Raw genomic sequence first — 11897 nt, forward strand, 5'->3', positions numbered from 1 at the left:
TCGGCGCGCTCACCCTTCTCGGTTTGCAGTCCGCCTGCGGCGACGACGGCAGCGCGAGCGGCGCAGGCGCGGCGAGCGGCACCAGCGTCGGCACGGCGGGTGGCGGCGGAGCGCCAGACGGCTCAAGCGGTCCAGGCGGGTCGGCAGGACAGGGGGGTGGCGTTCCCGCCTCAGGGGCGAACCCCTTGGCGGCGCCGCTGGTCGACTCGCTGACGCGAGCGCTGTCCGACGGCGACGAAGCGACGCTGGCCGCGCACCTCGGGCCGAACGCGTTCTACGTCGACGCGCGGGGGCGGAGCGATGCGGCCGACGCGCCCCGAGCGCTGTCCGACGGCGGGCCCTGGATCATCGAATCCAAGGTCGACTCACACCACGACGTGTTCCGCGTGCAGGTGCGGCGAAACGACGAGCTGAGCGTGCTCTTCGGCGCCGTCGGGGAGGAGGGGCTGGCCTCTTGGCTCGCGCTCGCCGCTCCGCCGCCCTCCGATCCGGCGTCGACCTCGCCGGTGATCCGTGCGTACCAGCAGGCGTGGATGGAAGGGGAGGAGGGGCGCGCGGCGCTGATCGAGCAGTGCTGGGCGGACAGCGCGCGCTACGTCGACCCAACCGCCGACGTCACGGGGCGGCCCGGCCTCGACGGGACCATCGCAGCGTTCCAGTCGACTCTGCCGGGGGCGACCCTCGTGCCGGCCAGCGGGGCGCTCGAGGCTCATGGCCTCGTGCACTTTCTCTGGCGCGTCGAGGGCGCTGGCATGCCCCCGCTCGACGGGATGGATGTGGGCTTCATCGACGGAGCGGGCGCTCTGACGCTGATCGCAGGGTTCTTCGGTCCTTTCTCGCCGCCTTGAATCCTGTGCGCTCGCGGCGACGAGATCCGATATCTGCTGCCCGTCGAGCCAGCGGGAGCTCCGATCTCGCAAGGCTGCCCGTCGCGCGAGGCGGAGCGGGCCTGCCCCGCGCCGCGAGGATTGACTCTCTGGGGGCGAAGTGATGCATTGCTCTCCGCGGGCCTCACGCGATCGCGCGGACGGCGCGTCGGGCGAGGGTGGAGGAGGAGCAGAGGCGATGGCGAAGGATCTCGAGGGTAAGGTCTTTCTGGTGACGGGCGCGACGGAGGGCATCGGCAAGGCGGCAGCGATGGAGTTCGCGAGGCGGGGCGCGACGCTCGTGCTCGTCGGGCGGAGCAAGGAGAAGAGCGAGCGCGTCGTTTCCGAGCTCGCGGCGGCGAGCGGCAACGACCGGATCGAGCTCCTGCTCGGCGACCTGTCGAGCCTCGCCGACGTCCGCGCGGTCGCCGATGCGTTCCGCGCGAAGCACGACCGGCTGGACGCGCTGGTGAACAACGCGGGTGCCTTCTTCAACGAGTGCAAGCTCAGCGCCGACGGCATCGAGATGACGTTCGCGCTGAACCACGTTGCTTATTTCCTGCTGACGACGCGGCTCCTGGACCTCTTGCAGAAGACGCCCGGCGCGCGGGTGGTCAGCACCTCGAGCGCCGGGCACCGGATGGGGAAGGTGGACCTCGCCACGATCGCGAAGCGCGACGGGCGCGCGGGCATGCGCGCGTACAGCGACTCGAAGCTCGCGAACGTCCTGTTCACGCGCGAGCTCGCCCGCCGCCTCGCCGGCTCGGGCGCCACCGCGAACTGCTATCATCCCGGGTTCGTGCACACGGGCTTCGCCCGCGGCTTCCTCGGTGATCGAGGCCCGGTGACGACGTGGCTCGTCGAGCGCGCCGGCAGGCTGCTCGCGCGCTCCCCGGAGAAGGGGGCGGAGACCCTCGTGTGGCTCGCGACGAGCCCCGAATCCGCGACGTTCAACGGCGAGTATTTCTACGACCTCAAGGTCGCTCCCGTCTCGAAGGTGGCGCAGGACGACGCGCTCGCGAGAGGGCTGTGGAAGCTGAGCGAGCAGCTGGTCGCGTGAGCTGGACGCGGCGGCCACCGCTTGCGACGCAAGCGGTGGACTGGCGACTGTCACTTCCGTCAACCCGAAGTTGACAGGCGACACGACAGGACTGCCATGAGGGGCTCGCTCATCCTGCGGATGCGGCTCGCCCGGCGCACTGGAACGACGCTTGCACCTACGCGATGGAGCCACCGTGCAGCCGGACGCCGGTCCGGAGCACCTCTGCGTCCGGGGAGGCGATCTGCGTGCCGTGCGGCGCGATGTCCAGATCGCGACGCCGAGAACGACGGCGGCATGGGCTGAAGCGAAGACGAGGTGGGAAATGGGTGCGCGTTTCGATTCTGTCAACTGGCTGGGTCGCAGGGCGCTCATCGCCGTGGCCGCCAGCCTGGGAGCGGCCTGCGCGGCTGCCGGCGGCCCCGACAAGGCCCCCTCCGCTGGAGAGACGTCGAGCTCCGGCCACGGGGGGAGCTACGGGGGGACCGGAAGCGACGACTTCGGCGACATCGGGAGCGATGCCGGCGGCGGGACGGGGCCGGTCACCGGGGTAGGGCCGTGTGAAGACGGGAGCGGGTGGTTCTGTCGCATCGACAAGTGCGACGGGCAACCGTCGAAGACGACGGTCCGCGCCAGGGTGTACGACCCTGCGGGGACCGTCCCCCTCTACAACGTCGCCGTGTACGTGAACAACCGGCCCGTCGAGCCGATCCAGGACGGGCCGAGCTGCGAGACGTGCGCGACGCCCGTCTCCGGGTACCCCATCGCCTCCGCGCTCACGAACGCGCAGGGCGAGTTCGTGATGGAGAACGTGCCTGTCGGCGTCGACGTCCCCATGGTGATCCAGATCGGCAAATGGCGCCGCGAGATCAAGCTGCCGGAGGTGAAGGCCTGCCAGGAGAACGTGTTCGACGATCCCCAGCTCTTTCGCCTGCCCCGGAGCTCCAGGGAAGGGCACTTGCCGAGGATCGCGCTCACCACCGGCGAGGCCGACAGCCTCGAGTGCCTCCTCCGGCGCATCGGCCTCGACGACTCCGAGTTCACGAACCCCGACGCGCCAGGGCGCGTGAACCTGTTCACCGATACATGCGTGTCGTCGAGCTGCGACCCGGCGGTGTCTTCCTATGAGAGCGGGGGCACGTTCCCGGAGGCGCCGGCCTCGCTGTGGAACAGCGTCGAGAGCCTGAAGAAATACGACATCGTGCTCCTGTCGTGCAACGGCAGCCAATCGGCAGGCCGAGACAAGACGCCGGAGCAGAAGGCGGCGCTGAAGCAATACGCCGACCAGGGCGGCCGTGTGTTCCTCGAGCACTACCATTACGCCTGGCTCCGCGGCGGGAACGAGCCGCCCGAGGTCGACAACGCGCGCAAGTATCCGATGACCCCGTTTCCACCCGTCGCGGTCTGGGCGACGGCCGAAAAGCCGAGCGCGGACAACGGCAACGAGAACCCCACGAGCTACACCATCGACACCTCGTTCCCGAAGGGCCGCGATTTCGCCGACTGGCTCCTCGCCGTCGGGGCGTCGCAGACGAGCGGCACCATCACCCTGCTCGACGTGAAGCACCCGGCCGTCGACGTGCTGCCGGTGTCGCAGCGCTGGGTGTACGGGACCGACGCATCGAAGCCCAGCGTCCCGTACTTCAGCGTGAACACGCCCGTCGAGGCCGCGTCCGGCGAGCAGTGCGGCCGCCTCGTCCACACGGGCATCCACGTGGCGAAGGTGAACATGGAGGAAGGGACGGACCCCTTCCCTGGGATCTGCGTCAGCGCGCCGCTGTCTGCGCAGGAGAAGGCGATGGAGTTCTTGCTGTTCGACCTCTCCTCCTGCGTGACGGACAACGATCGGCCGCCGGAGCCGCCGCCGATCATCAACTGATCGGCCGGCGCGCGGCTCCTCCTGCGCGTCGACGACCACAGGCTGGCGAGGGGCCCGGGGGGGCCCAGACGCTGGAGGAGCTGATTTCATCGACATCCACAGGAGCGCTTGGCTTTCCTACCCGCCAGTTCAATGCGGCCCCGCGCCCTCCATCACGATCCGCTTCACGTCCTCCGCCGCGTCGAGCCCGTAGCTGTACTCGGGCACGAACGAAGCCCCCTGCCCCGCGTCCATCTTGCCCGTGGTGTTCACGTACTTGTTGCCTGTCGCGACGATCTGCGCGGTCGGCTCGGCGTTGTAGAAGAGGTGCGGGTCCTTCACGTTCTCGAAGTGATTGTTCTCGATCAGCAGGCGCGCGTTGAACCCGGCGCCGACGCAGTAGTTGTTCCCCGGCGCGTTGTAGTAGTTGTTGTAGACGTGGATGTCCCCGTAGCGCGTCCGCGGCATTCGCTCCGTCACGCCGTCACCCCACCAGTTGTGGTGGAACGTGACCTTCAGCCGCCCCGCGTCCGCCGCGACCCCGTCGCCGCTGCCGACCAGGCTCGAGAACTTGTGCGCGGCGTCGCCGGCGTTCGCCGTGTAGTGGAACTTCGACCAGGAGACCGTGACGTAGCTGGATTGCCGGACCACGTCGAGATTGCCGTCCGCCGCGTCGAATATCTCGACGTGATCGACCCACACGCACTCGGAGCCGGAGATCTCGATGCCGTCGAGCGCGTTTCCGCTTCCGTCGTTCGCGTTGATCTCGAGGTTCTGGATGATGATGTTCTTGCGCTCCTTGAGGGTCAGTGTCCCTGTAATCAGAGCATGTCCGTCTCCGACGAGCGTCTTGTTGTCGCTCCTGACGTGGATCGGATCCCCTGCGAAGGTCCCCGACAGCTCGATGACCAGGGGCTCCTCGGCTTTGAGGTAGGTCTCGAGCTCGGCGATCGTCGTGGCCTTGACCCTCTGGCCATCGCCGCCGCCGGTGGTGCCCTTGGGCCCGCAGGCGGTGGAGGCCGCCCATCCGGAGGGCTCGCCGTCCGCTGGCCCGCCGTTCGGCGAGCCGCCGGAGCCGCCGGCACCACCGCTCCCGGTGGGCGCGCTCGACCCACCGACGCCGCTCGCCGTGCTGCTGCTGCTGGTGCTCGCGCCGCCGCCGGAGCCGGCGGTGGTGCCGTTCGAAGCCATGGCGCCCGCGCCGCCGCCCCCTGTCGTGGCATCCTGCGCGCCGGAGCCGCCGCAGGCGGAGAGGGTTGACGCGACGAGCGCGGCGTGGAGAGACCGGAGGTTACTGCGCTTGCGAATCGAAGACATGGCCCGACCTTTCGTCTGCGGGAGACGGCATCGTCCGAATCGTCCCCGTCCCCACCTGCAGCAAAGCCTGTTCCAGGCCTTCGCCGCGAGGACGCGCGCGTCGCCGAGGGGCACCCGTCAACTCCCGGTTGGCAGTCACGGTTGACACCTACCGCTGGAGTTTTCCTCTGGGCTCGCAGCGGCCGGGGCAACGAGCCGGCGGACCGCGTCCGCGAGCGCTACCGGTTCTTGCTCACGTAGGTCAGGGCGACGAGGCACATCTCGTCGAGCGTCTCCTCGCCGAGGTGCACGTCCACCGGCGCCGGGAGGTGCCGCTCCTTGAGCGCCTTCGCGAGGAAAGGGTTGCTCGTGGAGTTGTCGTACGTGCAGCGCATCGTGAGCAGATCGCCGCCCCGGAGCCGCGGGAGCTCCTCGACGGGTGCGTCGTAGTAGTAACCGCGCTGCCACGAGAAATCCCACCTCGGCGTGTGCACAAGGCACAGCTCCTCAGGCTCGCCGGCGGCGGGCGCCTCGCGCGCGAGCGTGGCCTTCATGTCCTTGCCGACGTAATGCATGTGCGTCCCGGCGCCGTAGAGGCGGACATCCGAGGACGACACCGACTCAGGCATCCGGAACTGCATCATCTCGACATGATCCTTTGCGCCCGCGGGGATCAGGAACTCGACGCCCTCGGCGTCGTCCGGTCCGGGCAGGAGCCCGCCCCCCTCGGCCAGGGGCGACTCGAAGTTGCCGATCAGCGCAACCCCCATGAGGTACTCCGGAGCGCCCTGCGTGAAGCGCAGCTGGACGCGCGTCGAGTCGGGCTCGGCGGTCGCCCCCGCCGGGTGGTAATGCACCTGCATCACCAGCCGCGAGCCCGCGGGCATCGCCGCGCCGATGTTCGGCTCGAGCTCCAGCGGCACACCCCCGGGCGCCCAGGCGGCGATGAGCTGGCCCGAGAACCCGGGGCCACCGAAGCAATCGTAGCCGCCGTGCTCGTCGGCGAGCGCCGCGGACTCGCCCGCCTCGTCGAGGAAGACGAGCGCGTGGTGCACGACCTTGCCATTGCCCGGGATGAGGTGCACGCCGTTCATGTAACGCGTCTCCGTCAGCCCAGGGTCCATCACGAAGCACCGGAACTGGTCGGCCTCGCCGCTCGCGACGAACGGCTCCGCCGGCGCGACCTCCAGCTCGGCGCCGGCGAGCCCGCCGGTCCCGGGGACGAACGGAGGCGGCGCTTGCGCGGGATCCCCCTCCGGGCTGCCCGCGGCGGCCCACGCTTCGAAGGTGGCTATCTCCTCCTCGGTGAGCCGGAGGTCGTCCTTCCAGCCATGAGGCGGCTGGCACGCGTCGGTCTCGAGCGCGCCCCACGGCGGCATCGTGCCCTGCCGCGTCGTGAGCGCGAGCAGGCCGGCCACCGTGCGCGCCGCCTCGTACGTCGTCAGGCTGAACGGGGCGATGTTCCCGGGAGAATGGCAGCCCATGCAGTGCTCCTGCAACAGCGGCTCGACGTCGCGATGGAACGTCGGTGACGCCGCCGTCGAGCCCGGCTCCTCCTCGCCTGAACAGCCCAGGAAGAGCGCCGGCGCGAGCGCGAGCAGCATGAGCACGCCAGATGTCGAATGTCGCATGGATCTCCTTGTCAAACGCGCCCGCCGCGCAGGCGCTCCGTCGCGGCCATTCATGCCTCATCGCGAGGCAGATCGCCGGATCCATCGGCGCATCGACCTCGAATCGTGGGACAGCTCACCATCGTCCCATGCAGCCTCCCGAGGGCAGAGAGAGCCCCTGAGGGACGCCCGTAGATCCAGGACAGAATCACGGTCCCGGCGGCGTCACGCGGGTGGCCGCGATTGGGCGCGAGCGGCCGAGGACGCCGAGGCCCGAAGAGCGCCGCGCGCGCGTCACGGCGGCTCGCGCCCGCCAGCGTGACGCTGCGCAGCGCGCCGCGAACTGCGCTCTCGGCGCGCTGCATCTCGAGAGGAGACGAGGCGCCGTGCGCGGGCACATCCAGTCGTCCGACGCGCGCGACAGCTGTGGACACGCCAGGGCGCATCGGGTCCACTCGTCTTATGGCGCGCAACAGGAATTTTCTGCGTCCGCGATTCGAATTTGCCTCGCTGACCGCCCGCAGGATGGCGCCCCTGGTCCCCCTGCTTGCCTTGCTCGCCTCGCTCACAGCGATCGGCTGCGCGGATGGCTCGGAGGTCCCGACCACGACGTTGTCCGGGGCCGGCGGCGCGGGCGGCAGCGGCGGCGCGGGCGGCAGCGGCGGCGCGGGCGGCGCGGGCGGCACCGGCGGCGGCGCGCCGAGCGGGAAGCTCGAGCTCTGCGTGCTCAACGACGGAGGGCCGACGGACGCGTGCGCGAGCCCCGAGGTCCTCGACTTCGAGTCGGTGCCCCCGGGTAGACAGCGGACACGCCTGTTCCGCGTCGAGAACCAGACCGCGGAGGAGGTCACGTTCACCGAGACGAGCATCGCCAGCGCCGCTTTCGCCGTCGAGGCGGTGCGCTACGAGCCCGATCCATCGAGCCCGGGCGCGTGGACGCGCGCCGTCGCGCCGCTGCCCGCCCAGAGCGAGCCGGGCGGCGCGCTCTACTTCGAGGTGACGTTCACCTCCGACGGCACCGCGGGGCCGCTGCCCGCCGACCGGGTGACCGTGGAGGCCGACGTCGGCGACGCCCACGCGCCCGACGTCGTGGTGCCCGTCATCGGCCGCTCGAACAGCTGTCCCGTGGGGACCGGGGCCTGCGACGACGAGCCGGACAACGGCTGCGAGACCGACCTCCTGGCCAGCGCCGCCCACTGCGGCGCGTGCAGCCAGCTCTGCGTCTCGCCGAACGGGACCACCGGCTGCATCGACGGGATCTGCACGGTCTCCTCGTGCACCGACAACCACGCCGACTGCGACGGGAACGCCACGAACGGGTGCGAGACCAACCTGCTGACCGACGTGGAGGCGTGCGGCGCCTGCGGGACGAGCTGTCTCAAGGAGCACACCGAGTCGTTCTGCAACGGGGGCAACTGCAACATCATCGGCTGCGCGACGGACCACGCCGACTGCGACCTCGACCCGCTGACCGGCTGCGAGACCGACCTGCTAACCAGCGCGGCCCACTGCGGCGGCTGCAACGTCGCCTGCGACTTCGCCCACGCGAGCGAGACGTGCACGGCGGGCGAGTGCGAATTCGGGGCGTGCGACGCCGGTCACGCCGACTGCGACGGCGACCTGACGAACGGCTGCGAGGCGAACCTCGGGGCGAGCCTCGCCCATTGCGGCGCCTGCGGCGCGGCGTGCAGCTACCCGGGCGCGGCCGAGGCCTGCCTGGCGGGCGTCTGCGTCATGGGCGCCTGCGACGCCGGGCTCGCCAACTGCGACGGCGAGGCGGCGAACGGCTGCGAGGTCAACACGGGCACGAGCCTCGCCAACTGCGGCGGCTGCAACATCGCCTGCTCGCTCCCGAACGCCGCCGAGTCGTGCCTCGGCGGCACGTGCGTGCTCGGCGCCTGCGAGGCCGGCCACGCCAACTGCGACGGCGACGCGGCCAACGGCTGCGAGGTCGACACGCGCACCAGCGTCGCCAGCTGCGGCGCCTGCGGCGCGATGTGCGCTTTCGCGAACGCGTCCGAGTCGTGCGTCGACGGCGCCTGCGTGCTCGGCGCCTGCGAGGCCGGCCACGCCAACTGCGACGGCGACGCGGCCAACGGCTGCGAGGTCAACACGGGCACGAGCCTCGCCAACTGCGGCGCCTGCGGCGCGACGTGCGCCGTCGCGAACGCCGCCGAGTCGTGCCTCGGCGGGACGTGCGTGATGGGCGCGTGCGACCCGGGGTTCGCGAACTGCAACGCGAGCGCGCTCGACGGCTGCGAGGTCAACACGGTGAGCGATCCGGCGAACTGCGGCGGCTGCAACCTCGCGTGCGCCCTCGCGAACGCGTCCGAGGCGTGCCTCGGCAGCACCTGCGTGCTCACCGGCTGCGAGGCCGGCTTCGCGAACTGCGACGAGGCCCCGGCGAACGGCTGCGAGATCGACACGCGCACCAGCGTCGCGAACTGCGGCGCCTGCGGCGCGGCGTGCGACCTCGCCAACGCCTCCGAGGCGTGCGTCTCCGGGGCGTGCGACCTCGTCGCCTGCAACGCGGGGTTCGCGAGCTGCAACGGCGACGAGGCCGACGGGTGCGAGGTCAACACCGCGTCGGATCCGGCCAACTGCGGCGGCTGCGGCGCGGCCTGCGCCGAGGCGCTGCCGAACGCGGCGGTCGGGTGCAGCGCCGGGGCGTGCACGTTCGGCGGCTGCCTGCCGGGCTTCTACGACATCGACGGGTCGCTCGCGAACGGCTGCGAGTACGCGTGCACGTTCGTGAGCGACGACGACCGGCCCGACGACGGCTTCGTCGACGCGAACTGCGACGGGATCGACGGCGATGCGCGCCTCGCGATCTTCGTGGCGGTGACGGGGAGCGACGCCAACCCGGGCACGCAGCGCGCGCCGAAGGTCTCGGTCGTGGGCGGCGTCAACGAGGCGGTGCTGACCGGCAAGACGCAGGTCTACATCTCGCAGGGGACGTACATCGGGCGCGTCAGCCTCGCGAGCGGCGTGTCGCTCTACGGCGGCTACAACGCGGCGGCCGGCTGGGCGCGGTCGGCCGCCTCGTCCGCCGTCATCCGCTCGGGGAGCACGAGCGGCGGCTACGTCGCGGCGGTCGAGGGCCAGAACATCAACACGCCCACGACGCTCGACCGGCTGACGATCCAGACCTCGGACACGACGCTGGCCGGCGCGTCGAACTACGCGATGCGCTGCGTGAGCTGCACGGCGGTGACGCTGAGGAACAGCCGGCTGGAGGCCGGCGCGGCGGGGCCGGGCGCGGCGGGCAGCAACGGCGGGACCGGGGCGGCGGGCGGCAACGGCGCGACCGGCGGGGCGGGCAGCTGCGACGGCGCGGGCACGCGCCTCGGCGGCCTGGGCGGCACGTCGACGTGCGGGCGCGCCGGCGGCAACGGGGGCAACGGCGGCCCCGAGGGGGAGAGGGCGGGCAGCGGCGGCTCCGTCGGCACCGGCGGGACGCCGGGCGGCGTCGGGGGCTCACCGGGGAGCGACTCCGCGGGGCAGCCGGGCACCAACGGCCAGAACGGCGCCAGCGGGACGGCCGGGCTGAACGGGACCGGCGGCACCGGCGGGACGGTCAGCAGCAACGTCTGGCAGGGCAGGTCGGGGAACGCCGGCGTCACGGGCCTCCCCGGGAACGGGGCCGGCGGCGGCGGCGGCGGCGGCGGGCAGGGCGGCATCGTCGCGAACAACGGCGCCGGCAACGGCGGCGGCGGCGGCGGCGCCGGCGGCTGCGGCGGCAACGGCGGCGTCGGGGGCAGCGCGGGGGGCGGCTCGTTCGGCCTGTTCCTCGTGAGCTCGACGGGGTTCCAGCTCATCGCCAGCCAGGTCGCAAGCGGCGACGGCGGCGCCGGCGGGCGCGGCGGCAACGGCGGCAACGGCGGCGGCGGCGGCAACGGCGGCAACGGCGGCACCGTGTGCACCAGCGAGGTAGGCGCCGGCGGGACCGGCGGCCGCGGCGGGACCGGCGGCCGCGGCGGGCACGGCGGCGGCGGCGCGGGCGGCGTCTCGTACGGCGTCTACCGGGTCAGCACCACGATATCGACCACGGGCAACGTCGTCACGCACGGCGTCGGCGGCGCGGGCGGCACCTCCAGCGGCAACGCGGGCGCGGCGGGCGCCACGGGCAACGTGTTCTGAGGGGGCGCGGCGAGCTCGCGTGAGGTGCGCGGGCTCGCCGGCGCCGGAGCTCGCCGGGCGCCGGAGCGCGCCAGCGCCGGAGCGCGCCGCGAGGAGGGCGCGGCGGTCAGGTCAATCGAGGAAGGCGGGGAACCTGGGGAACGCCGCGAGCGCGTCGGGCTCGTGCTGCACCACGAAGCGGGCGTGGGTTGCGTTCGCCAGCGCGAGGATGCGCTCCATCGAGCGGATGGACTCCTCGCGATCGGTGTTGAAGGGGGGCACGCGGCGGTTCGCGCAGTTCGCGTGGGTGTGGCAGAGGTCCCCCGAGATGACGATCGTCCCGGCGCGCCGGAGGCGGACGATGAGGCTCTGGTGCCCCGGCGTGTGCCCTGGCGACGGCACGATGCGCACCGTGCCGTCGCCGAAGACGTCCGCCTCGCCGTCGAGGAGCCGGAGCGTCGCGGTGCGGTAGGCCGAGATGAGCTCCGGCTCGACGGTCGGCGGCGCCGGCGTCGCGGTCGCCCACTCGAGCTCGCGCCGGCTCAGGATCCACGTCGACGCGGGGAACAGGTTGGCGTTGCCCGCGTGGTCGACGTGCAGGTGCGAGAAGGCCACGTACTGCACGTCGGCGGGCTCGAGCTGCAGCGCGCGCAGCTGCTCGCGCAGCGGCGTGTCGACGCGGAACCGTATCCCCGTGCGAGCGTGCACGACGCCGCCCTTGGTCCGGGCGTTCTCGTCGCTGATCCCGGTGTCCCACAGCAGGGTGCCGCGCGGATGCCGGATGACATAGCACGCCGCGACCAGCTCCCTCGGGCCCCCCTCGTCCCCGAAGGCCGCCATGTCCGGGATCTCGGCGCGGCCGCAGTCGAGCGCGTAGAAGCGGACCTCCGTGGGGGCCTCCGGCCCTGGCTGCGGCGCGGGCGCGCTGCCGGCGCACGAGGGCAGGAGCACGAGCAACGCGAGCAACAGAGCAGCCCACCACCGTTGAAGGGTCATTCCATCTCCTCTCTCGCCGCCGCGCGGGCGGCGCCCCGAGCGTCGATGGCGCGGCGGATCTTCCGGAAAATTGGCGAGCTGCGCGGCGGCCCGGGCGGGCCGCCGCGCTCTTC

General features: G+C 72.1%; 7 protein-coding genes. 4 read left to right on the top strand and 3 right to left on the bottom strand.

What is annotated here, in order from left to right; translation table 11 throughout:
* Positions 1–185: 185 nt before the first annotated feature.
* From WME89_RS34270 to WME89_RS34280, 3 genes are all read left to right on the top strand, one after another.
* Positions 186–848, top strand: coding sequence for a hypothetical protein (locus WME89_RS34270; protein ID WP_438003853.1), 663 nt, complete (start codon positions 186–188; stop codon positions 846–848).
* A gap of 217 nt (positions 849–1065) precedes the next feature.
* Positions 1066–1926 carry an SDR family oxidoreductase gene (locus WME89_RS34275; protein ID WP_438003854.1) on the top strand — a complete coding sequence of 287 codons (861 nt, stop codon included), beginning with the start codon at positions 1066–1068 and terminating at the stop codon, positions 1924–1926.
* A gap of 304 nt (positions 1927–2230) precedes the next feature.
* Positions 2231–3784 (top strand): carboxypeptidase regulatory-like domain-containing protein, encoded by a 1554-nt coding sequence (locus tag WME89_RS34280; RefSeq protein ID WP_438003855.1) that lies wholly within the window; start codon positions 2231–2233, stop codon positions 3782–3784.
* Between the two features lie 129 nt (positions 3785–3913).
* Here the strand turns inward: WME89_RS34280 and WME89_RS34285 are convergent, their stop codons facing one another.
* Positions 3914–5080, bottom strand: a complete 1167-nt coding sequence (locus WME89_RS34285) for a pectate lyase family protein (protein ID WP_438003856.1) — start codon at positions 5078–5080, stop codon at positions 3914–3916.
* Positions 5081–5298: 218 nt separating this feature from the next.
* Positions 5299–6690 carry a hypothetical protein gene (locus WME89_RS34290; protein ID WP_438003857.1) on the bottom strand — a complete coding sequence of 464 codons (1392 nt, stop codon included), beginning with the start codon at positions 6688–6690 and terminating at the stop codon, positions 5299–5301.
* Positions 6691–7194: 504 nt separating this feature from the next.
* Here WME89_RS34290 and WME89_RS34295 point away from each other — a divergent pair.
* On the top strand, positions 7195–10809 hold the full coding sequence (locus tag WME89_RS34295) for a hypothetical protein (RefSeq protein ID WP_438003858.1): 3615 nt from the start codon (positions 7195–7197) through the stop codon (positions 10807–10809).
* Positions 10810–10920: 111 nt separating this feature from the next.
* Here WME89_RS34295 and WME89_RS34300 read toward each other — a convergent pair whose 3' ends face one another.
* Entirely contained in the window at positions 10921–11784 is an 864-nt protein-coding gene (locus WME89_RS34300) for an N-acyl homoserine lactonase family protein (RefSeq protein ID WP_438003859.1), read from the bottom strand.
* Positions 11785–11897 lie beyond the last annotated feature (113 nt).

The sequence above is a fragment of the Sorangium sp. So ce321 genome (assembly GCF_051530195.1).
Classification (GTDB): Bacteria; Myxococcota_A; Polyangia; order Polyangiales; family Polyangiaceae; genus Sorangium.

Excerpts from the sequence above, each read along its gene's own strand:
- WME89_RS34275 (WP_438003854.1), top strand. The coding sequence starts at position 1,066 with ATGGCGAAGGATCTCGAGGGTAAGGTCTTTCTGGTGACGGGCGCGACG.
- WME89_RS34280 (WP_438003855.1), top strand. The coding sequence starts at position 2,231 with ATGGGTGCGCGTTTCGATTCTGTCAACTGGCTGGGTCGCAGGGCGCTC.
- WME89_RS34285 (WP_438003856.1), bottom strand. The coding sequence starts at position 5,080 with ATGTCTTCGATTCGCAAGCGCAGTAACCTCCGGTCTCTCCACGCCGCG.
- WME89_RS34290 (WP_438003857.1), bottom strand. The coding sequence starts at position 6,690 with ATGCGACATTCGACATCTGGCGTGCTCATGCTGCTCGCGCTCGCGCCG.
- WME89_RS34295 (WP_438003858.1), top strand. The coding sequence starts at position 7,195 with ATGGCGCCCCTGGTCCCCCTGCTTGCCTTGCTCGCCTCGCTCACAGCG.
- WME89_RS34300 (WP_438003859.1), bottom strand. The coding sequence starts at position 11,784 with ATGACCCTTCAACGGTGGTGGGCTGCTCTGTTGCTCGCGTTGCTCGTG.